Consider the following 20,298-nt stretch of genomic DNA (forward strand, 5'->3'; position numbering starts at 1 on the left):
CTGCGTCGTCCGTCTCGTTCCTCTTCGAACGGCGTTAAGCAGGCGAGCGCTGAGCGGCACGACACCAGCGTTCTTCACACACAACGGTAGGGTTCTGACGAATGGTCAAGCGTCGCAAGCAGGAAGAGATCGCCGGAGTGCTCGAGTTCGCGGGGACCTCCGCTGAGGACCCGACGTTCAAGCGCTGGGTTGCCGAGCACCGGGCCCAGAACGGCGGGAACCTCCGGATGAGCAAGGGCGCCACCGGCGTTCGGGTGATGTTCAGCAAGGAGGCGGACATGACCTTCTGGAAGGAGCGCTCGGAGGCAGAGGCGAAGGGCCGCAAGCCTCACGCTGCCTGAGACCTGGGGACGGCTGCTCGTGCGGCGGTAGCCGTACGGGATGCGGCCCGCCCTTGGTCCTCCAGCGCAGGCGCCCAGCCCAGCCCAGCCCAGCCCTGGGCAAGCGCCGCAATCGGGCCCTTCCATCCAGCGCTAGCACGAGCCGACGGGCAGGGCGCCTTCGACTACGCAATCAGGCGAGCGCACATCCGCGATGCAGGAATCCACTCTGTGGAAGGCCGACGCTGCCTCACGCAGTCACTCGCTTCATCGATCACCACAACGCCGACCCGAAGCCCTTCCGCTGGACCAAGTCCGCCGACGACATCCTTGCCAGCATCGACCGCCTCTGCGTCCGAAACACCCCACTAATCGCAGAAACAGCGCGAACTTCAGATTCGGGACACTAGCGGGTCGCGTCACCTGCGCCTTCGATGAAGCCCGCGACCTCTTGCGGATACGACATCATCACGGCGAGACTGCTCCTGACCTCCTGCGTCCTGCCGCCGGCGCGCCTGGCCATCGCGCGTTGAGCGGTCGGCGGTACCATGCAGTCCTCTGTCGTGATCATGAAGGAGCTGGGCTTCGACTTCCACGCGGCCTGGGTGACGACACCGCCCACGGCGTCCAGCCCCCACGGAACCTGCGCCACCGCCATGAATTCGGTCGTCGAGGCGTCGAGGCGTCGACGTCGGCGGCGAACGCGGCCGGAAACTTGGCAGGATCGACGATCAGGAAGCCGTCGTCGGGTGGCAGGAGCGGCGCGTGCGGTTCACCTGGGGGCGGGTTCTCGGCCAGCTTGGCCACCGCCTCTCCGCCATCCGGCGCAAAGGCCGCGAGGTAAACCAGGCTGCGGACCTTTGGATCGTTGTCGGCCTCGATGATGACTGAACCGCCATAGGAGTGACCCACCAGGACGACGGGATGCTTAGCCTTTGCAATTGCCCGTCGGGTGACAGCCACGTCGTCCTGCAGCGTGATCGTAGGGTTCTGGACAACCAGGACCTCGTACCCGTCCTTCGTCAGGATGTCGTACACGGCCCTCTAACCCGAAGCGTCCACGAAGGCGTTGGAAATCTAGGACTGAGTTGAGCGAGGTGAGATTACGTGACTGGGCCAGGCCACGGTGGCGGGGTCGAGCACGATGGCGGTCCGCTCCGCGAGGTCGTTGATAACTGCCAGGTAATTCTGGAAGTGTGGGGTCGCACGGTGGGCCGCCACCGCTTCGCGGTCGGCATAGAGCTCATCAAGAACGAGCCGGGCGGGGTCGGCTTGATCCTGCCAGAGGTCGTAGCGCAGGTTGCCGGGCTCCGCGCGGCTCGCGGCCGTCATCCCGTCGAGCAGCGCCCGCAACTCCGCGGCTTTCCCAGGCCGGGCGGCGAGGATCGCCATGATCTTCACGTGGTTGGCCATGGTGCTGTTCCCTCTTCGATGGGTCGGTTCGGCGGGAGCGGGCGAAGCGCCCCGCCGGTGATGCGCGTTCTCACGCTGCCGCAAGCAAGCGGTCGAGCGCCTCGATCAGCCTGGCAGCAAGCTGATGATCCGACCCTGGGTTCTGACCGGTGATCAGCTCGCGGTCGACGACCACGTTGGGCGCGAAGTTCACGGGACTGACGCTCACCCTGCCGCCCGCGGTCTGCAGCGCCTCGGGCATATCGAAGTACAGCTTACCGTGCAGGAGAGCATCCTCGGCAATCCTTTCCTCGCTGGCCGAGAAGACCGTCATCCGGTAGCCCGCATAGGCCCAGCCCTGGGCGCAATCAGCCGCCTTTGCCTTGTCCCCGGCGATCAGCGCGGCGCGGAACTCGCGGGCACGGGGCATCGCCGCGGCGATGGCGACCGGGCCGTGGCAGAGCAGCGCCGTCGGCTTTCCGGCCCCATGGAAGTGCCGGAGGATCGTGCCGAGATCGGCGTCCTGCATCAGGTCCACCACGGGCGCATGGCCGCCGGGCACGAAGAGGCCGGCGAAGCGGTCCAGCCCGTCCTCGACCACAGAGCGCAGCCTGCGCACCTCGTTCATCGAGGGGTTGTCGGCGTAGAAGCGCCGGGCGCGCGCATAGGCGGCCTCGTCGCCTCCGAAATGCTGCACGGAGTCCGAGGCCTCGTCGATATGCGGCCTGGTTCCGTCCGGGGTGGCGAGCACGACGTCGTAGCCGGCCTCGATCAGCGCCATCGCGGGCACGACCGTCTCGTTGAGGTACTGCCCGATCGCGGCCGTGCCGCCGCCCCGCAACTCGATCCGCGTGGCGTTGGAACCGGCCACAAGCACTGCACCCTTGGTCATCTGAGCCTCCGTTGCGCGATCCGCGTCTCCTGCGGACAGGCAGAATTTGGCTCAGGCTGAGATATTCCAGAACTTTATCTACTTGATTGTAGATATTGCTCCCGCATTATAAGTCGTGCGCTACGACCTCAACCTCCTGCCGATCTTCATCGCCCTCATGGAAGAGCGCAGCGTCACGCGCGCTGCGGAGCGGCTGGGCATGACGCAGCCAGCGCTGTCGAACGCGCTCTCACGCTTGCGGGTTATGCTGCGTGACCAGCTCTTCATCCGCGAGCGCTACGGCATCCAGCCGACCGCGGTGGCCCTGGAACTGGCACCCGGCATCGCCGAGGCGCTAGCGAGGCTGGACGACGGCGTGCTCGGCCAGCAGGACTTCGATCCCGCCAGGGCCGAGCGGCTCCTGACCATCGCGCCAAATGGCTACGTCGAGTTCGTGCTGGTGCCCGCGATCGTCGCGCGGCTGCAGCAGGTGGCTCCTGGCATTAGGCTGCGCCTGACACCCTACAGCAACGACCTGGTCGAGACCGGCATCACCTCCGGCACCACCGCGCTGGTGCTCGGCCGCATCGTCGATCCGCCCGATAACCTCGTCGTGCAGCACCTCATGGATGAGGGGCTCGCCTGCGTGGTGCGGGCGGACCACCCCGAGGTAGGCGACACCCTTACCCGCGAGGGATTTGAGCGGCTCAAGCACGTCAACGTGGTTCCGCCCGGCCGCATGCGGGCAGGGCTGTTCCAGGCGATGGCGGAGCAGCGGCTCCGGCGCGAGGTCGCCATCTCCGTCACGAACTTCTTCGCGGTCGTGGAGATGGTCGCCGTCACCGACTACTGCGCGACCCTGCCGGAGCTGATCTGCCGCAGGCTGGCACACGACCCTCGGCTGAAGGTCCTGCCATCGCCCGTCGACCTCGGAACCTTTCCGGTCGAGATGGCCTGGCATGTGCGGTACCGCCACGATCCGGCGCACCGCTGGCTGAGGTCGCTCATAGCCGAACTGGCGCAGTTGGTTGCTTCGCCACCCTGACGGTCTGCGATTGGTCGCTGAGCTGCGCGGCGATGCGGCGGCGCAGGCGGTACAACTCTACATGGTCTATGCGCCGGAGCCGCCCTTCGACGCCGGCACGCCGGCAAGCGCACCGCCGGAGATCGTCGCCGCTATGCGGGACAGCGTGAAGGCAATCACCGCACAGCGCGAGGTCACGGCGCGGCGAGTGGCGGACAGGCTCGGCATCAACACTGCCGGTCACCAAGCGCTGCAAGGATAGCGTCCAGCACGACATGCTTCACTATCGAAACCTGCCGGTCTGCTTTCGGCCAAATCCAGGCATCGAGGCGGCGACCGGCTCAGGGCGAACATGTCACTTGGCAGCTACTTCCCGAGCCGTTCGATGACCCGCGCCACGGTCGTGTGGGTCCAGACTGCTCCTCCTCGAGGTGTCGGTACACGTCGCTCCGTCAGCACTCGCGCAAGCCCCAAATGCGTGGTGATCCCCTCTGCCTGGATGGCTTCCACCTCCAGCGCGAGCCGGTGCGCAGTGCGGTTAGCCTCCTCCTGGCGCGCGTGGGCCGCAGCTGCGGTGCAGGGCGGCGGCGGTGGCAGCCATCCCCTATCTCCGCCGCGCACCACCCCACGCGCCCGAGCCGCCGCAAGCGCCACACGGGTCCGCTTCGGGCCCCTAACAATCCTCCAAACGCCAGCGCTACCTGCTCTGGATCGGATCTACGGTCAGGGGGGTATTATATTCGCGTCCGAGCCCACCACTCCGCCCGGCAACGGATCGCGCCCGAGCGGCACGTCCATGTCGCAGACTAGACCGGCTGCGTCCCAGAAAAGCACCAACGTGCCGTCGAGCTGTCCCCGCACGGTGCCCTCCAGCACTCGCGAGCCAAAGCCGCGGCGGCTCGGCGGTGCTGTCACCGGTGGGCCGCCTCTCTCGGCCCACCGCAGCCGCAGGGTTCCCAAGGGTTCAGATTCCAGCCGCCAGGACACCGCAACGCGGCCGGTCGGCACTGAGAGCGCACCGTACTTCAGGGCATTGGTGGCGAGTTCGTGCACAGCCATCGCCAGCGGTTGCGCGGCTCCTGCGGGTAGCGCCACCGCTGGCCCGTCCAGCTCGGCCAGCGGTCCGCCTCCGTTGCTGGCGCCGAGAAAAGGGGCCAGCTCGCCGCGCAGCAGTGTCCGTAGGTCGGCCCCTGCCCAACGGTCGTCGGCCAGCAGCGTCTGTGCCCGGGCGAGCGCCCCGACGCGCCCCTCGATTGCGCGGATATAACCTGATAGGTCCGGCGCCTTGGTGAGACGGAGTGCGGCTTGCACCACGGCCAGGGTATTTTTGGCCCGGTGGTCCACCTCGCGCGCCAGAAGCGCCTGCCGCTCCTCCGCTCGCCTGCGCCCCGTCACGTTAGAGAACACCGCGGCGAAGCGCCCCGGCTCCGTCCGGTAGGCCGTGACCTCAAACCAGCGCCCGTACGCTGCAAGGTAGTGCTCGAAGTGCGCAGGCTCTCCCGTCTCGACCACCCGCGCGTAGGTTTCCAGCCAGAACGGCTCGAGGCCCGGGATGGCCTCGCTCGCGAGCCGACCCTGGACCGCCTCGTTAGGGACGCCGGTCAGCCGCTCCCAGGCCGCGTTGAGCTCAAGGTGGCGGTAGTCCACAGCGCGCCCCTCGGCGCCATAGATCAACTCGCAAAGCGCGAAGCCCTCCTGCATGCGTTCGAACAGGCCCCGCCAGCGCGCTTCGCTCTCGCGCAGCGCCGTCTCGGCGTGCCGGCGGTCGTGGATGTCTACCGAGGCACCGAACCAGCGGGTGATCCTGCTACTCCGTGGGTCGCGGTGGGGTTCGCCCCGAACCAGGAACCAACGCCAGTCACCGGCCTTCGAGCGGATGCGGTGCTCGACGAGGAATGTGCCACCCGTCCGTCGCGCCTCCTCGAACCGCTCCATCGTTAGTGCCGCGTCGTCGGGATGCACGAAACTGGCCGCGACCTCCGCCGCAGTTGCCGGCTCGTAGGGTACACCGGTGTAGTCGGACCATTGCCGGTTGAAGAACTCCGTCCGGCCCTCGGCATCAGTGATCCAAATGATCTGTGGGACGGCATCGGCCGTCAGGCGGAACCGCGCTTCGCTCTCCCGCAGGGCCTCTTCGGCGCGAACGCGCTCGATGTGCGCCCAGGCGCGCTCGACGACTGTCTCCAGCAGGGCCACCTCGCCCGCCGTCCAGTCGCGTGGGGAGGATTGGTGCACCGCCATCATTGCCACGAGCCGCTCACGCTTGACGAGTGGGCAGCAGACGATCGCTTTGATTCCAATAGCGTTGAACATGGCGCCACCATCGCCCGTGGCCAACTCCTTATCCACGTCCCGTACGATGAGCGTCCGCCCGGTTCGCATCTCGGCTGCCGCACGCGAGCCGAACAAATCCAGGCTGTACTCCCCGGCGCTGCTGGCGGCGCCGTCCGTCCAGTCATCGCGAATGGTGAAGCGGTCGTTGTCGGCGTCCACGTCGGCGTAGGCGCAGCGGGTGGTTCGCAGGTACTCGCCAAGAAGACCAGCCGTGGCTGCCATGATCTCACGTGGCGCAGTGGCGTGCGCCGTCACTTGGCCTAACCTATCAAGGAACCTAAACCTGCCCTCGCTCTCGCGCAGGGCCGCCTCGGCGCGCGCTTGCTCGACCGCTGCCCAGGTCCTCTCGGCCACCTCACGGGCGAGCAGCACGTCCTCGTCGGACCAGCGTCTCGGCTCGGAGTGGGCCGCGTAGAGGTAGGCCGTCAGACGGCCCTCCTTCACGAGCGGGATGATGACGAAGGCGCGCAGCGAGATCGCGGTGTAAGCGGTGAGGATGTCCGAGGATGAGGTCCGGGCATCTTCCCATACGTCATGCACAACCACGATCCGGCCCGCAGCCATGTCAGCGGCCATGGCTGTGCCGTAATCCTTGAGGCGGTAACGGCCTGGCAGAAAGCCCGGGAGACGACCGTCGTGGAACTCCCCTCCGGTGGTGGCGTGCCCGTCACGATCGACCTCCGCATAGCCGACTTGCGCCGCGTCCAGGTGGCACCCGAGCGCCTTGGCCGCCGCCGCCATGGCCTGCCTCGGGTCGGACAGGCCGCCCAGCTTGTCCTCTAGACCGAGCCGGAAAGCCTGCCGGCGCTCCGCCAGTACCTTCGCCGTGGTCTCGGCGCAGGCGCAGAAGACCCCGGTCACCCCTCCCGCCTCATCGCGCACAGGCGTGTAGGAGAAGGCGAAGTGCGTCTCCTCTAGATATCCGTGCCGATGCATGAGCAGCGTGATGTCGTCCATCTGGGTCGGCTCGCCGTCGTAGCAGCGGGCCATGATGGGCTCGAGCTCGTCCCAGATCTCGGACCACACCTGCTCGAAGGGCTGCCCGAGCGCCGCGGGGTGCTTGAGCCCGAGGATCTCCGAGTAGCTGTCATTGTAGAGCATGAGGCGTTGCGGCCCCCAAGCCACGAACATGGGCTGGTTCGAGGCAAGCATCACAGCGACCAGCGTCTTGAGCGGCTGCGCCCAGCGCTCGGGCGGCCCGAGCAGCGACATCCCCCAGTCGTGGGCGCGCATACGCGCGCCCATCTCGCCGCCGCCAGCGAGAAAGGCGGGCACGCGAGCACTCGGACTGCCCTCAACGGCCATAAGGGCCGTCCTGAATGCAGTGCTTCCGCCAAGGACTTCGAAGCGGATCCCCCTGCCTGATCTCGCGCCCGTCGAGGGATACCTGGGCCGAGCCGGTAAGCTCGGTCGCGAAGCGATAGCGCCAGAGTCTCATAGAACCTTGGGGGAGAGCCCGGATCTCAGGTGTTAGCGATACGTCGCGCTTTTCGTGGGCCAGCATGGCTCCTCTACAGCGTGGCTGCCCAGCTACGTCAATCGTGCTGCCGCGAAGGCCGAGCCGTCTCCAGGGCCAGGGCCTCAGTGTACTTAGATCGAGAAGCCTGGAGGGAGCCGTTCAAAGCTGAGCCCGGCAGCATAACGGGCGCGGAGACAAGGTCTGTTGCTTCCTGGCCAATCCTTGGAAGCCGACCTGCCGCTTTCGGGCAAACCGGACATACAGGTGGCTAACCCTAGGGCGAGCAAGACCGATCGGCGCCTACACCCCGAGCCGCTCGATCACCCGAGCCACGGTCGTGTGGGTCCATACCGCCGCTCCCCGCGGGGTAAGCACCCCTCTCATCGTCAGCGCACGTGCCAAAGCCTGACGCGTGACGACGCCCTCGGCCCGCAACGTCGCCAGTTCGAGCGCAAGCCGGTGCGCAGTGCGGGTGGCCTGCTCCCGGCGCGCCTGGGTGGCTGCGGCGGCACAGGGCGGAGCTGCTGGCCTCCACCCTCTATCCCCGCCCAGCACCGCTCCCCTCGCCCGTGCCGCCGCCAGCCCTGCCCTGGTACGCTTCGAGATGAGCTCCCGCTCCTTCTGCGCCATGGCCGCATAGACCCGCATCATCAGGTCGTCCGCACCCTGCATGTCGGCGGCCCGGATGGAGAGCCCCTCCTCCAGCAGCCCCGAGAAGGTAGGAGCGCGAGTGGTGATCCGTTCAGGCAGCACGGTCACGAGCCGAACCCTGTCTGAACTTCCACGCCTTAGGTCCGCTCTGCGCCCAATTCGGTCGTCCACATGCCATCGCCGCTCTCCGGAAAGCGGATCTGTCCATCCGGGCGGCCGATGGCCGGGTTGAGCCATCAGCAGACCTTCGCCAGCATTGCTATCAGTCGCCCAGGGAAAGCGCCCGCCGATATATGCCTGCGTCGACGTTCGCGCCGGTGAGTGCGACGGCTACGGTGCGATGAGCGACCGGCAGGCGTTCGAACAGGGCGGCAGCGAGCGCGACGGCGCCGCCCGGTTCCACCACCAGTCCGAACTCCTCGAAGGCGACGCGCATGGCGGCGAGTGCTTCGCTGTCGCTCACCACAAGGCCGCCGCCGAGGCGCGGGGCATTGATCGAGAAGGTCAACGCCCCGGGCATCGGCGCCAGCACGGCATCGCAGATGGAGGTCGTGCCGGGCGCGTTGCCCAGCCGGGTTCCAGCGGCGAGGCTGCGCGCCGTATCGTCAAATCCCACGGGCTCCACGGCAAAAACGCGGGCTGCGGGCAGCAGGGTTTCCAGAGCCAGGGCGCAGCCGGCCGTGAGGCCGCCGCCGGCGCAGCAAACCAGCAGAGCCTCCGGCGTCGCTCCCATGGCAGCAGCCTGCTGCGCCACCTCCCGCCCGAGCGTGCCCGCGCCCGCGATCACCCGGCGGTCGTCATAGGGCGGCACCAGAATCAAGCCGAGCTCCTCCGCCAAGCGGCGTCCCAGCGCCTCGCGGTCCTCGGTGGCGCGGTCGTAGAGCACCACCTCCGCCCCCCAGCCACGGGTGCGCTCGATCTTGGCCGCGGGCGCGTCCGCCGGCATGGCGATGACCACCGTGCCAATGCCCAGGCGCCGTCCGGCCCAGGCCACCGCCTGGGCGTGGTTGCCCGAGGAGAAGGCGACCACGCCGCGCGCGCGCTCCTCCGCCGACAGCACCGAGAGGCGGTTCCAGGCACCCCGCGCCTTGAAGCTGCCGGTGCGCTGGAGCCCCTCCGCCTTGACCAGGAGGCGCCCGCCCAGCCGCGCGTTCAGGCGCTCGCTCTCCAGGAGCGGCGTTTCGACAAGGACGCCCCGGATCCGGCCGGCGGCCTCCTCGATCTCCTCGAAGGAGGGCGGGGCCAGGTGCCAGGGGGTGGTGGCGATATCGTTCATCCCCCAAGCTTGAAAGCGAGGGCCGATTGATGCAATCGGGGCATTGTCGCAGCGACAATGGCCCATTGATGAGCAACGGCGCGAAGGACATCGCCGCGATCCTGGAGGCGGAGATCCGCGAGGGCCGGCTGCTGCCGGGCGCTCGGCTACCCACCCACCGCGACCTCGCCTTCCGGCATGGCGTGGCGCTCGATACGGCGTCGCGCCATGCGCCTGCTGGAGGCGCGCGGCCTGGTGGTGGGCGAGGTCGGGCGCGGCAGCTTTGCGCGCCCGCCGGGCCATAGGGACGCCGCGTCCTTCCGGATTGAGGAGGGCGCGCCCGACGCGATCGACCTCACCCGCAACGTCATGCCGCTGCCGGGTCTGGCCAACCGGTTCGAGAGGCGGGCATTCGGTTGCGGCAGAACTACAACCGCAAGGCTCCGCGCCTGGCAGCCCAGGCTGGGCGTCACGCCCATGCCCGGCAGTTCCGGCGCATGCGCAAGGCGCTGCGCACGCTTAAGGGCTACACGGGACGCGTCCTGCACGACATCGGCCGCAAGCTCGGCGCCATCCCCGAGGGAGGGCTGCGGAGGCAGATGGAGCAACGCATCGCGCTCGTCACCCGCCTGCTGCGGCAGACACCCAAGAGCGCGGGCAAGCTCTACGCCCTGCACGAGCCCGAGGTCGACTGCATCTCCAAGGGCAAGGCCCGCATCCGCTATAGGTTCGGCTGCAAGGTCAGCATCGCCACCACGCTTGCTGGCGGCTTTGTTGTTGGCATGCGCTCCATGCCGGGTAACTCCCCACCCTTGCCGTGGTCGACCGTGGCTACCGCGGCCATCGCGCCCACGGCACGACGGTGCTCGTCAGCGGCACGCGTCGCGGCCTCACGTCACGCTTGCGCAAGCTCCTGCAGCGACGCAGCGCCATCGAGCCCGAGATCGGCCACATGAAGTCCGACGGACGCCTCGCCCGATGCGCCCTCAAGGGCACCATCGGTGATGCCCTCTACGCCGTGCTCTGCGGGTGCGGGCACAACATCCGCAAGATCCTCGCCTACCTCAGGGCCCTTTTGCTCGCCCTCATTCAGGCGATGGGCCAGCCGGACTACCAGCCGGTTACGGTCCAGACAGCCTGAAGAGGTTATTTAAGGCCGACTACTTAGGCCTTTGGCGCGGCCGTGGGGCTCGAAGGCGCCAAGCCTCCTCCCCTTCCCTGCGGTGGCGCGGGAAGGAAGCACCTCCGCGCTGCTGCGCTTCGCTCTGTTCGGTGGTGAAGCCAAGCTTTGAAGGGCTGGGTCTTCCCTCCCTTCAAGCACGATGCGGCGGCTCTGGATTATTTCGCGCAAGGTTGTGCCCGAAACAGAGGGAGGCGCAGCGGTGCCTGCAGCGATGGACCAGAATGCCAACGCGTCCAGCGCCGATCGTAACAGCTTTGCGCTCTTGCTGGCAGTTCAGTTACTCCGGCAGTATCCCTGCGGCCCGCGCCATCTCGGAGCGACGCTTGGTCTCGGCCTCCATCCATTCCCGATAGGCGGCGGGCGTGGAAGCCACCACCCGAATGCCCAGCGGCTCCAGGGCTGCGCGAGTCTCGGGCGCACCCAGGGCCTCACGGAACGTGGCGTTGAGCGCCGCGACGATCCCCGGCGGGGTGTCCACGGCGACGTTGAAGCCGTACCAGAACGGCCGCGCCGCCGCGTCCCCCACCACCGAGGCGATGGTGGGCACGCCGGGCAGCTCGGCAAGCGGTTCTTCGGCCGCGATCGCAACGGCACGCAGCGTGCCCGCGCGCAAATGCGATAGCGCGCTACTGAAGCTGAGCATGCAAAGGTCCGTCTCCCCCGCGATCACGGAAGTCGCCATCTGTCCGCCACCACGGTAAGGCACATGTGTCATCTGGATGCCCGCCCGCGATGCCATGTCGGCGATCATCAGATGAGTGGCATTGCCGGCACCGGCGGAGGCATAGGTCAGCCGACCCGGCTCGCGCCGCGCACGCTCGAGCAAGTCGGGAAGTGTGTTGGCGACCCCGGGACGCACGACGAGAACCTGCGGAGAGTGGACCGCGAGCATGACGGGGGCAAGCTCCCGCCGCGCGTCGATCGGCGGCTTGACCATGATGTCGGTGGTGATCGTGGTAGAGCCGCTGTCGGCCACGAAGATAGTTCGCCCGTCCGGGGCAGAGCGCGCCACGGCGACCGCCGCGATGGTGCCAGAGGCGCCGGTGCGGTTCTCCACAACAAAGGTGCGGCCCGAGCGCTCGGATGCAGCGCGCGCGGCGATGCGTGCGAAGCTGTCGATGCCGCCGCCAGCGGCGTAGCCGACGATCATGCGAATGGGACCGCTCGGAAGCTCGGCCTGCGCCCGCGCCGCGCGGGGCAGGACGGTGAGGGCCGGAAGCGCAAGGAGCGCCCGACGCGGGGTGATGAGCTCTTTCATTCCTGTCCTCCCTCGTTCCCACGTCCCTAGTCGAGCACCCGGCCAAGCGCCTGGCCCACAGGCGGGCCGAGAAGGGCGATCAGCGCTCCCGCGTCGCCCAGCGTCTCCAGGCCCAGCACCGCTCTTTCGATCGCCTCGCGCCGCGCGGGCTCCACGATCGGGCCAGTGAGCTGGCGGTACTTCGCGACGATTTCGTCGTTCGAGAGCGGCCGGCGCAGGCCGCCGCGCGGGCCGTTGATTTCAATCTCCTCCACCTGCCCGTCCCGGAAGCTGACCTTCATGCGGGACTTGCCGCGCCCATCGGGCCCGCGCAGGTCGTAGGCTGGGTCGTGATGCGCCTCGACCCTTGGGATCAGCGCCCAGACATCGTCGCGCCCCATGCGCTCTGCGGAGAACTGGTCCACGAGCGCGGCGCCGTCGATCGCAGCCACCGAAACGGCATAGGCCAGGTTCATCTGCGCGCCGATCTCGGTGAGCGGTCGCTCGGCTTTCCAGCCGCCGTGGTGGTAGGAGGCATGGTTGAGCCAGACCTCGATGCGCTCCACCTCCTCCGGGCGCCAGGGGCGGCGCTCGCGCAGGGCGAGGACGGCGTCGATCGGCCCGATCAGCCCGCCCATTGCGGCATAGGGCTTGATGGCGATGCGCTCGGTTTCCCAGCGCTCACCCAGCGCCACGGCCACCTGGGAGGCGTCAGGGTCGTGCCCCTCCCCGAAGGTGGAGAGGAAGCCACCGTATTCCCGCTCATAGACCCGCTTGATGCCGGTATAGCCGCCCTCCGCGAAGAAGGCCGCCGTAAGCCCGGCACGCGCCGCGAAGCCGTGATGCATGCGTTTCGACATCGCTTCGTACTGCGCCGCCATCAGGCCACCGGACTGGGTCGCTGCAAGCCCGAGCGCGTCCTCAAATCGCGCCGCGTCCAGCCGCAGCAGGGAACCCGCGGCCGCCGCGGCGGCATGCGTCCCGAAGACCGCGCCGGAGTGCCAGCCGCGGGACAGCATCTGCGCCCCATGCAGCGCAAGGCCGACCCGCGGCCCGACCTCGTAGCCCGCCAACGCGCCCCGCAGCAGGTCAGCTCCCGTCATACCGCCGCGGTGCTCGGCGCAGGCCAACAGGGCTGGCAGCACGACCGAAGCGGAGTGGAGCGGCGCCAGCGGGTGGAAGTCGTCCAGTTCGAAGCCCTGCACGAAGGTTCCGTTCAGCAGCGCCGCAGCCGTAGGCGAGGTGCGCGTCCCATGCCCGATGAGGGTGACGCCACCGGATTCCAGGCCGGTGACGATCCCGGCCGCGCGCCGCGACCAGGGGAGTTGCGCGCCGACCAGCGCGCAGGTGATGCCGTCCAGCGTGACGTGCTTCGCCCGTTCACGCACCTGCTCCGGCACGGCCTCCAGTTCCAGTTCCGCCAGCCATGTGGCCAGCCGCCCTGTGGGGCCGGCAGGGTCGGTCGCCCCACGACGCATCGTCTCGTCCATTTCCCTTTTCTCTCCCTCGGGCCGCGCTGCGGTTAAGCCTCGTCCCGCCAGATCCAGGGCCGCGCCGCCCTGTCGCGCGCCTGCCAGGCCGCGATCTCCGGCTCGCGCTTCCGCGTCTGGCCCAGCTCGTCGAGCCCCTCCAGCAGCGCCTCCCGCCGTAGCGGGGCAGTCCGGAACGGCATGGGCTCGCCCACCGGCGGCACAACGTGCTGCGCCGCGAGGTCCACGGTGACGGGCGCGCCCGACCCGGCCTGCCGGGCCAGCGCCTCCAACTGCGCCGCGGGCAGCACCACCGGCAGCATGCCGTTCTGGAAGCAGTTGCCGGTGAAGATGTCGCCGAAGCCCTCGGCGATCACGCAGCGCAGGCCCATGCCCATCAGGGCCCAGACCGCCCCCTCGCGCGAGGAACCGCAGCCGAAGTTGGCGCCGGCGATCAGGATCGGCGCGCCGCGGAACGGGGCCTGGTTGAGGACGAAGTCGGGGTTCTCCGACCCGTCCGGACAGTAGCGCAGCGGCTCGAAGGCCCACCTCCCCAGCGTCTCGCGGGCCGTGCCGGTCAGGCGCCGTATGGGAATGATGACATCCGTGTCGATGTTTGGGCGGATCAGGGGCGCGGCGGGGCCCGTGACGGTGGTGAAGGGGGTCATGCCGCCAGCTCCCGCACGTCGGTGATCGCGCCGGTCACCGCGGCCGCGGCGGCCATCGCCGGCCCCATCAGATGCGTGCGCGCCCCCTCTCCCTGCCGCCCCACGAAGTTGCGGTTGGAGGTCGAGGCGCAGCGCGCGCCGGCCGGCACGCGCTCCCCGTTCGCGGCCACGCAGAGGGAGCATCCGGGCTCGCGCCACTCAAAGCCCGCGCGCAGGAAGACCTCGTGCAGCCCCTCTGCCTCCGCCTCGCGCTTCACCGCCTCGGAGCCGGGGACGACCCAGGCGCGGACCTCCGGCGCCACCCTTCGGCCGCGCGCCACCTCGGCCGCCGCGCGCAGGTCGCCGATGCGCGAGTTGGTGCAGGAGCCGATGAAGACCCAGTCCACCTTCGTGCCGGCGATCGGGCGGCCTGGCTCCAGCCCCATGTAGTCGAGGGCCGCTGCCCAGGCGGCGCGGCGTTCGGCATCCGGCGCCGCCTCCGGCCGGGGGATGGCGGCGTCCACGGGAATGGCGTGCTCGGGGCTCGTGCCCCAGCTCACCGTGGGCGCCACGGCGGCGGCGTCCACGACCTCCTCGCAGTCGAAGGCGGCATCCGCATCGCTCGACAGAGTGCGCCAATGCGCCAGGGCGCGGTCCCACATCGCGCCGGACGGAGCGAAGGGGCGGCCCGCGAGATAGGCGAAGGTGGTCTCGTCGGGCGCGACGAAGCCCATCTTGGCGCCGAGCTCGATTGCCATGTTGCAAACCGTCATCCGGCCCTCGATTCTCATCGCCCGGATCGCCGCGCCGGCGAACTCGATGGCATGGCCGGTGGCGGCATCGGCACCGATGCGGCCGATCAGGTGCAGGATGAGGTCCTTCGGCGTCACGCCCGGCCCGGGAACGCCCTCGAATCGCACCCGCATGGCGCGCGGCTTGCGCTGGCGCAGCACCTGCGTCGCCAGCGCATGCACCAGCTCCGAGGAGCCGATACCGAAGGCGAGCGCGCCGAGCCCGCCATTGGTGCAGGTATGGCTGTCCCCGCACACCAATGTCGCGCCCGGCAGCACGATGCCCATCTCCGGCCCCATGACATGCACGATCCCCTGCCCGACCTGGCCAAGGTCGAAGAACGGGATGCCGTTGCGCGCAGCCCCGTCGCGCAGGCCGGCGCGCAACCGCAGGCCGGGGCCGGGCTCGTCGCCGGTGCGGCCCGGCACGGTGGAGACCGCGTGGTCGGGTGTGGCGAAGGTCAGGGCCGGCGCGCGGACGGCCAGCCCCCGCTCGCGCATCTCCTCCATCGCCCGCCAGCCCGAGAGGTCGTGCATGAGGATGCGGTCGACGTGCAGCAGCGACCAGCCATCGCCAAGATCGGCGACGGCATGCGGGTTCCAGAGCTTGTCGAGAAGGGTGGAGGGCATGGTCCGCCCCTATTTCGCCGGCACCGGGGCGGGCGCGGGCTCGGCCGCCAGGACAGGGTCGCGGAAGCAGGTCCGCAATGCGTCCCACTCGTCGGCCCCCCAGCGGCGGAAGCGCTCGCGGACGGAAGGCACGCCCGCAGAGGACGGTGGCGTGTCCGTCTCCCGCAGCACCCGCAGCGCCTCGTCACAGGCTCCCACCACGGCACTGAGCAGAAGGCTCGGCAGAATCGCGATACGATAGCCCATCGCCTCCGCCTCCCCCATCGAGAGGTCGGGCGTTTTGCCGCCGCGCACCACGTTCAGGAGGCACGGCCCGCGAACCATGCGCGGGATGGCCGCCAGTTCCTCCACCGTTCGCGCGGCCTCGACGAAGGCCATGTCGGCACCGGCCTCGAGCGCGAGGTTCACGCGCGCCACCGCCTCCTCCAGCCCGATGACCGCGCGGGCGTCGGTGCGGGCGATGATGAGGAAGTTCGGGTCGCGCCGCGCGGCGACGGCCGCACGGATCTTGGCCACGTAGTCCTCGCGCGGGATGATTTCCTTGTCGTCGAGGTGGCCGCATTTCTTCGGGAAGCCCTGGTCCTCCAGATGCAGCCCCGCCAGCCCCGCCCTCTCATATTCCCGGATGGTGCGGGTGACGTTCAACTCGTTACCGTAGCCCGTATCAGCATCGGCGATCACCGGCACGTCCACGGAGCGGGCAATGACCTCGCCGTTTCCCGCCATCTCGCTCATGGTCAGCAGGCCGAAGTCGGGGAAGCCGCGGGATGCGGATGTGCCGGCCCCCGTCATGTAGAGGGCGGGAAACCCGGCCTGCGCGGCGAGCCTGGCGGTGATGCCGTCGTACACACCGGGCGCGCGGACCATGCCGGGGCCGGCGAGCAGCGCGCGGAGCTTGGCGGTGGGCGTCATGATCGGCTCCCTCTCGGTTCCATTCGTCATGGCGGGCTCAAAGATCCCGCATGCTGCGCAAGGATCCGGCGCGGTCGGCTTCGCCCCAGCGGCGGTCATCTTCGGCAAGGAAGGCGGCGAAGGCCGCGGGCGGCAGCACGTCCAGCGCGCCGCCCAGCTCCTCGAGCCGGGCACGGAGCGGCTGTGTCGCCATGGACGCGGAAACGGCGGCCGCCAGGCGCTCCGCCATCGCGGCCGGCAGGCGGGCCGGGCCGAAAAGCCCGTACCAGCCGGCATGGTCGAAGCCGGGCACACCCTGCTCCGCGATGGTGGGCACGTCCGGCAGCGTCGGCATCCGCTCCCCGGGCGTGACGCCGAGGGCGCGGGCCGTGCCGGCGCGCAGATGGGCAGCGGCGGAGCCGGTGCTGGTCACCGCTATCATCAGGTTGCCTGCGAGCAGGTCCGTCATGAGCGGCGCGCCGCCGCGATAGGGCACCGCGATGAGGCTCGTGCCCGTGCGCTGCGCCAGCATGTAGCCGGCATAGGCAGTAGAGGCCTCGGAATAGCCGATGCTCACCGTGCCCGGCTCCGCCCGCGCGCGGCTGAGCACGTCGTCCACGCTCCGGAAGGGGGAGCGCGCCCCGGTGACGAGGACGCTCGCCGTGCGGCAGAGACGGGCGACCGGCGTGAAGTCCTTCAGCGGGTCGAAGGGAAGCGGCGCCATCACGTAGCGATTGAGAACATGCGTGCTGACAGCGATCAGCAGGGTTTGACCGTTGGGCGCCGCGCGCATCACCGCCTCGGAACCGATGATGCCATTGGCGCCTGCGCGGTTCTCGACGATGACGGGCTGGTCGAGCTGGCCGGACAGTACCTCAGCGAGCAGCCGCCCGAAGACGTCGGTCCCACCGCCGGGAGCATAGGGGATTACTAGGCGCAGCGGCGCGTCGTCGCGCGCGGCCCGCACCGGCCCTGCTGCCGGGAGGGTGGACGCGGCAAGAAGGAGCGAACGGCGGGTCATCCCGCCCCGCTCGCGGACCGCGCGCAGGTCCCCGGCTTCCGGCATTGCCGCTTCCTCCTTTATCTTCATCACGCATGATGAACCTATCATGCTACCTACGAAACCTGTTATGATAGGTCGTCGGCGATCGTCCTCATGAATTCCGATCCCTCTCCCGAACTCCCCCTCTACCGCCGTGTGCTGGACGGTCTGCGAGCGGAGATCCGCGCGGGCGCCCTACCCGTCGGCTCCGCCCTTCCGAGCGAGAAGGAGTTGGGCGCGCAATACGGCGTCTCCCGCATCACCGTACGTCGGGCGATGGACGCGCTGGCTCAGGAGGGGCTGATCGCACGCAGCCCCGGCCGTCCCGCCCGCGTCGCCGAGCCGCGCCTCATCCAGGTGATCGCGGCCTTCGAGGACGCGACGAATCCGCTCCGCTTCGTCCGCGGCACCGAGGTCCGGCTGCTGGCCTTCGAGTGGCGCCTGGCCGACGGCGCGATCGCGCGCGCCCTTGGGATCGAGGAGGGCGACCAAATGCTGCGGATCGAGCGACTTCGCCACCAGGACGGCGCGCCTGTGTTCCACACGGTGAGCCACCTGCCCGCCCCGGTCGGGGCACTGCTCAACCGGCGGACCCTGGAGAGCAGCTCCCTCTACGACGCACTCGGCGCTGCCGGACACGTGCCTGCCTCGACCGAGCGGCAGATGGGAGCAGCCCCTTGCCCCCGTGCCGTCGCGCCCCTGCTAGGGATGCGTCCGGGCGAGCCGACCTTCCGGACGGAGCGGCTCTCGCGCGATGCGGCGGGCCACCCGCTGCACCTTCTATCCGGGCACTGGCGATGGGACCGCTTCAGCATGCGGCTTATCTCCGGCCCAGCCGGCAAGGGGGGGCAGCTCAGCATCGAGGAGGCGATACCCGGTGCAGTCGAGATCAATACCTACCCCGACGAATGAACGCGACTAGGACCGCCTTCCGCCTCCAGGCCACAGCCATCCCGAACAAACATGCCAGAGCTGGCCTATCCCCAAAGCGGTACTGGACTGTGTGCGCCTTACCTTGGAGCCTAACATCGCATTGCCTCCAGAGAATGTTCGCCTCCAGTTCCTCTCGCTGCTCCAACTTTCCACGAGACGACTTTTCTCTGGCGGGCTGGGATCGCGCTTCTCCGTGTGTTCTGGCCTCATTTTCCGCATATAGCTTGATACTTCGAGTGCGGACCGAGTGCCGTTTTGCCTCTTCGGAGAGGCCATTGTCTCCGAAGCTTGGGACTTGGGTGATTTAGTCTACAAGGTTTAGCGCCCTGTAATCGTATTGCCTCTAATTTCTTCTTTGATCCGAAGTTGATGTTGCTGTTGCCTGAGCGATTGTCGTTGTCGGACAAGCGCACGCTTCATGCCCAAGCCTTCACTGTACCCTTCGCCAACCCGACAATGGTTATGTCGCCTCACTCCCTACCAGCCGAGCCGCCGGCCCAGCTGGGTTAGGCAACACTTCGAGGAACAAAACTAAGCCGCAGGCTAAACGACGGAGCGGCTAACGTTTGCTGCTGCCGCGGCGTTCCTGGTTTCAGGCATCGCCAGCCAGAACACGACGGCGCCAGTGGCTGCGACAGCGGCCAAGGTAAAGAAGGTCACGTCATAGCCGACATGGACTACCAGCTGGCCGGCCACTGCCAAGCTGACGACACCGCCGATACCCTGCACCGTGCCCACAACGCCCTGGGCAGCCGCGAAATGCCCGGTGCCACGTGTCAGGTCGGCTACGACGACCGGGAAGAGGGCACCCATGAGTCCTGCGCCGACACCGTCCAGCAGCTGGACACCGATCAACCAGGCGGTGTTGTCAGACAGGGTATAGAGCGCCCCACGCAGCGCTAGTGCAACAAAGGCGGCGAGGATAAGCGGCTTACGCCCCCAAGCATCCGCCCGCACTCCGGCGAGCGCCGCCGTCGGCACCATCACCAACTGCGCTGCGATGGCGGAGGCTGCCGTGAGGGCGATCCCCTGCCCGAGGTTTTGCTGTGCGAGCTTCTGCGAGACCAGCATGAGCATGGACCCATTGGCGAGGTGGAACAGGGCTCCGCAGGCAGCGAAGATCAGCAGTGGGCGGGATTGCAGTAGGACGCGCCAAGCAGAGGACCTAGCCACAAGCCCCGCCTCACCGGGCAGCAACCCCCGAGCGACATCGTGGTCGATGGCGCGGGCGGGCACTGCTGCGGCTGCGGCCAGCGTGGCCACCAGGGTGAACGCCATGGACCAGAACAGCACCTTACTGCCGAACAAGGGTGCCGTGAGCAGGATGGCCAAGCTGACGGCCCCATCTCCCAAGTGGAACAGGGACTCGTTCCTACCTGCCCGCCGGGCGAAGCGAGCCGGACCGACCACCCCGAGCGAAATGGCCGCAAGCGTTGGCCCGATAGTTACACCGGCCAGTGCGCCAACCAAGCCGGCTACCGCAACCGACCAGAACTGAGGTGCGAGGGGGACCACGAGGCAGGTCACGGTGACGATGACGGCCGCGCAGGCAATCAGGGCACGCTTGGCTCGTACGGCATCCACAAGCGCACCCATCGGCGCCTGGGAGATCAGCCCGGTGAGGCCGCCAATGGCGATGGCCGCGCCGATGCTCCCCGCGTCCCATCCGTGCTCGGTCATCAGGTAAACGCCGAGGAAGGCACCAAGCCCGTACCGGGCATCGGAGACAAAGAAGCTCAGCGCGTCCAGGGCGCGTTCGGCGCGCCGCTCCTGTTGCATATGTTGCCTCCCGGAGCAGAGTTCCGCCAAGCTAACCGGCCTGACATTCCCGCGTTTCAGAGCCGGCTGTGCGAAGGAGCAGAAAGCAAGAGCGCCACTGGCGGCAAGGCCAATCCAAAGGACGCTCGTGCCGGTGGTGGGAGCGGCAAGGGCAAGCAGGGCGGCGTGAGTAAGGCCGCGCGGAGCGGCCGCAGCAAGGGGGATCGCTGAGTGATGTTGCGCCAGCGTTCTTCTCATCTGTCGGTAGGGACTGACGGATGGTCAAGTGTCGCAAGCAGGAAGAGATCGCCGGGGTGCTCGAGTTCGCGGGCTGCTGCAGCGAGGACCTGACCTTCCCCTGTTTGAGTGGACACGGGTTACGGCCTAGGCGGCCGCGGCGAGTTGTTCCAT

Annotated in this window: 18 protein-coding genes and 1 pseudogene; 6 read left to right on the top strand and 13 right to left on the bottom strand. The window is 68.6% G+C overall.

Annotated elements, in window-relative coordinates:
- Window positions 1-101 precede the first annotated feature (101 nt).
- A complete protein-coding gene (locus BO39_RS26340; protein WP_043839392.1) occupies window positions 102-341 on the top strand; it encodes a hypothetical protein in 240 nt (79 codons plus the stop codon).
- 546 nt (window positions 342-887) lie between these two features.
- Here BO39_RS26340 and BO39_RS26345 read toward each other — a convergent pair.
- From BO39_RS26345 to BO39_RS26355, 3 genes are all read right to left on the bottom strand, one after another.
- On the bottom strand, window positions 888-1,358 hold the full coding sequence (locus BO39_RS26345; protein WP_211257570.1) for an alpha/beta fold hydrolase: 471 nt from the start codon (window positions 1,356-1,358) through the stop codon (window positions 888-890).
- Window positions 1,359-1,397: 39 nt separating this feature from the next.
- Window positions 1,398-1,733, bottom strand: coding sequence for a putative quinol monooxygenase (locus tag BO39_RS26350; RefSeq protein ID WP_052402796.1), 336 nt, complete (start codon window positions 1,731-1,733; stop codon window positions 1,398-1,400).
- Window positions 1,734-1,803: 70 nt separating this feature from the next.
- Entirely contained in the window at window positions 1,804-2,604 is an 801-nt protein-coding gene (locus BO39_RS26355; RefSeq protein WP_043839394.1) for a type 1 glutamine amidotransferase domain-containing protein, read from the bottom strand.
- A 115-nt stretch (window positions 2,605-2,719) separates the two neighbouring features.
- Between BO39_RS26355 and BO39_RS26360 the strand changes: the two genes are divergently transcribed.
- Together BO39_RS26360 and BO39_RS26365 are read left to right on the top strand one after the other, a co-directional pair.
- Window positions 2,720-3,628: a LysR family transcriptional regulator gene (locus tag BO39_RS26360; RefSeq protein WP_043839395.1), complete on the top strand. Its 909-nt coding sequence runs from the start codon at window positions 2,720-2,722 to the stop codon at window positions 3,626-3,628.
- 10 nt (window positions 3,629-3,638) lie between these two features.
- Complete coding sequence (locus tag BO39_RS26365; RefSeq protein WP_043839397.1) at window positions 3,639-3,869, top strand: hypothetical protein; 231 nt, start codon at window positions 3,639-3,641, stop codon at window positions 3,867-3,869.
- 461 nt (window positions 3,870-4,330) lie between these two features.
- On the opposite strand, the gene BO39_RS30515 is transcribed toward BO39_RS26365, so the two are convergent.
- The 3 genes from BO39_RS30515 to BO39_RS26380 all read right to left on the bottom strand — a co-directional run bounded on the left by BO39_RS30515 (window position 4,331) and on the right by BO39_RS26380 (window position 9,327).
- The gene (locus BO39_RS30515; RefSeq protein ID WP_052402799.1) at window positions 4,331-7,246 is read right to left on the bottom strand and encodes a PAS domain S-box protein; all 2,916 of its coding nucleotides are present in this window, start codon (window positions 7,244-7,246) and stop codon (window positions 4,331-4,333) included.
- Window positions 7,247-7,700: 454 nt separating this feature from the next.
- Window positions 7,701-8,159 carry a recombinase family protein gene (locus tag BO39_RS35050; RefSeq protein WP_052402801.1) on the bottom strand — a complete coding sequence of 153 codons (459 nt, stop codon included), beginning with the start codon at window positions 8,157-8,159 and terminating at the stop codon, window positions 7,701-7,703.
- A gap of 154 nt (window positions 8,160-8,313) precedes the next feature.
- Window positions 8,314-9,327 (bottom strand): threonine ammonia-lyase, encoded by a 1,014-nt coding sequence (locus BO39_RS26380; protein ID WP_052402804.1) that lies wholly within the window; start codon window positions 9,325-9,327, stop codon window positions 8,314-8,316.
- A 68-nt stretch (window positions 9,328-9,395) separates the two neighbouring features.
- Between BO39_RS26380 and BO39_RS33150 the strand changes: the two genes are divergently transcribed.
- Together BO39_RS33150 and BO39_RS33155 are read left to right on the top strand one after the other, a co-directional pair.
- The gene (locus BO39_RS33150) at window positions 9,396-9,611 is read left to right on the top strand and encodes a GntR family transcriptional regulator (protein ID WP_211257571.1); all 216 of its coding nucleotides are present in this window, start codon (window positions 9,396-9,398) and stop codon (window positions 9,609-9,611) included.
- A 93-nt stretch (window positions 9,612-9,704) separates the two neighbouring features.
- Window positions 9,705-10,447: pseudogene (locus tag BO39_RS33155) on the top strand (transposase family protein); the annotation flags it as partial.
- Between the two features lie 319 nt (window positions 10,448-10,766).
- Here the strand turns inward: BO39_RS33155 and BO39_RS26395 are convergent.
- From BO39_RS26395 to BO39_RS26420, 6 genes are read right to left on the bottom strand one after another with little or no spacing between them, the layout of a single operon-like run.
- Complete coding sequence (locus tag BO39_RS26395) at window positions 10,767-11,747, bottom strand: Bug family tripartite tricarboxylate transporter substrate binding protein (protein WP_052402809.1); 981 nt, start codon at window positions 11,745-11,747, stop codon at window positions 10,767-10,769.
- A 26-nt stretch (window positions 11,748-11,773) separates the two neighbouring features.
- Window positions 11,774-13,216 (bottom strand): MmgE/PrpD family protein, encoded by a 1,443-nt coding sequence (locus tag BO39_RS26400; protein WP_043839401.1) that lies wholly within the window; start codon window positions 13,214-13,216, stop codon window positions 11,774-11,776.
- A 32-nt stretch (window positions 13,217-13,248) separates the two neighbouring features.
- On the bottom strand, window positions 13,249-13,863 hold the full coding sequence (leuD, locus tag BO39_RS26405; RefSeq protein WP_043839403.1) for a 3-isopropylmalate dehydratase small subunit: 615 nt from the start codon (window positions 13,861-13,863) through the stop codon (window positions 13,249-13,251).
- Complete coding sequence (gene leuC, locus BO39_RS26410; protein ID WP_043839404.1) at window positions 13,860-15,263, bottom strand: 3-isopropylmalate dehydratase large subunit; 1,404 nt, start codon at window positions 15,261-15,263, stop codon at window positions 13,860-13,862. Before leuC ends, leuD begins: the two co-directional genes overlap by 4 nt.
- Window positions 15,264-15,272: 9 nt before the next feature.
- Complete coding sequence (locus BO39_RS26415) at window positions 15,273-16,175, bottom strand: isocitrate lyase/PEP mutase family protein (RefSeq protein WP_052402814.1); 903 nt, start codon at window positions 16,173-16,175, stop codon at window positions 15,273-15,275.
- A gap of 37 nt (window positions 16,176-16,212) precedes the next feature.
- Entirely contained in the window at window positions 16,213-17,220 is a 1,008-nt protein-coding gene (locus BO39_RS26420; protein ID WP_052402810.1) for a Bug family tripartite tricarboxylate transporter substrate binding protein, read from the bottom strand.
- Between the two features lie 90 nt (window positions 17,221-17,310).
- On the opposite strand from BO39_RS26420, the gene BO39_RS30525 reads away from it, so the two are divergent.
- A complete protein-coding gene (locus tag BO39_RS30525) occupies window positions 17,311-18,108 on the top strand; it encodes a GntR family transcriptional regulator (protein ID WP_052402812.1) in 798 nt (265 codons plus the stop codon).
- Window positions 18,109-18,672: 564 nt separating this feature from the next.
- Here BO39_RS30525 and BO39_RS26430 read toward each other — a convergent pair.
- Window positions 18,673-19,908, bottom strand: coding sequence for an MFS transporter (locus BO39_RS26430; protein ID WP_043839405.1), 1,236 nt, complete (start codon window positions 19,906-19,908; stop codon window positions 18,673-18,675).
- Window positions 19,909-20,298 lie beyond the last annotated feature (390 nt).

It is taken from the genome of Roseomonas aerilata DSM 19363 (genome assembly GCF_000711725.1).
GTDB classification, from domain to species: Bacteria; Pseudomonadota; Alphaproteobacteria; order Acetobacterales; family Acetobacteraceae; genus Roseomonas; species Roseomonas aerilata.

Bases quoted from the DNA above. Each gene is read 5' to 3' on its own strand.
- BO39_RS26340 (WP_043839392.1), top strand. From the start codon at position 102: ATGGTCAAGCGTCGCAAGCAGGAAGAGATCGCCGGAGTGCTCGAGTTC.
- BO39_RS26350 (WP_052402796.1), bottom strand. From the start codon at position 1,733: ATGGCCAACCACGTGAAGATCATGGCGATCCTCGCCGCCCGGCCTGGG.
- BO39_RS26355 (WP_043839394.1), bottom strand. From the start codon at position 2,604: ATGACCAAGGGTGCAGTGCTTGTGGCCGGTTCCAACGCCACGCGGATC.
- BO39_RS30515 (WP_052402799.1), bottom strand. From the start codon at position 7,246: ATGGCCGTTGAGGGCAGTCCGAGTGCTCGCGTGCCCGCCTTTCTCGCT.
- BO39_RS26380 (WP_052402804.1), bottom strand. From the start codon at position 9,327: ATGAACGATATCGCCACCACCCCCTGGCACCTGGCCCCGCCCTCCTTC.
- BO39_RS33150 (WP_211257571.1), top strand. From the start codon at position 9,396: ATGAGCAACGGCGCGAAGGACATCGCCGCGATCCTGGAGGCGGAGATC.
- BO39_RS26395 (WP_052402809.1), bottom strand. From the start codon at position 11,747: ATGAAAGAGCTCATCACCCCGCGTCGGGCGCTCCTTGCGCTTCCGGCC.
- BO39_RS26400 (WP_043839401.1), bottom strand. From the start codon at position 13,216: ATGGACGAGACGATGCGTCGTGGGGCGACCGACCCTGCCGGCCCCACA.
- leuD (WP_043839403.1), bottom strand. From the start codon at position 13,863: ATGACCCCCTTCACCACCGTCACGGGCCCCGCCGCGCCCCTGATCCGC.
- leuC (WP_043839404.1), bottom strand. From the start codon at position 15,263: ATGCCCTCCACCCTTCTCGACAAGCTCTGGAACCCGCATGCCGTCGCC.
- BO39_RS26415 (WP_052402814.1), bottom strand. From the start codon at position 16,175: ATGACGCCCACCGCCAAGCTCCGCGCGCTGCTCGCCGGCCCCGGCATG.
- BO39_RS26420 (WP_052402810.1), bottom strand. From the start codon at position 17,220: ATGCCGGAAGCCGGGGACCTGCGCGCGGTCCGCGAGCGGGGCGGGATG.
- BO39_RS30525 (WP_052402812.1), top strand. From the start codon at position 17,311: ATGAATTCCGATCCCTCTCCCGAACTCCCCCTCTACCGCCGTGTGCTG.
- BO39_RS26430 (WP_043839405.1), bottom strand. From the start codon at position 19,908: ATGCAACAGGAGCGGCGCGCCGAACGCGCCCTGGACGCGCTGAGCTTC.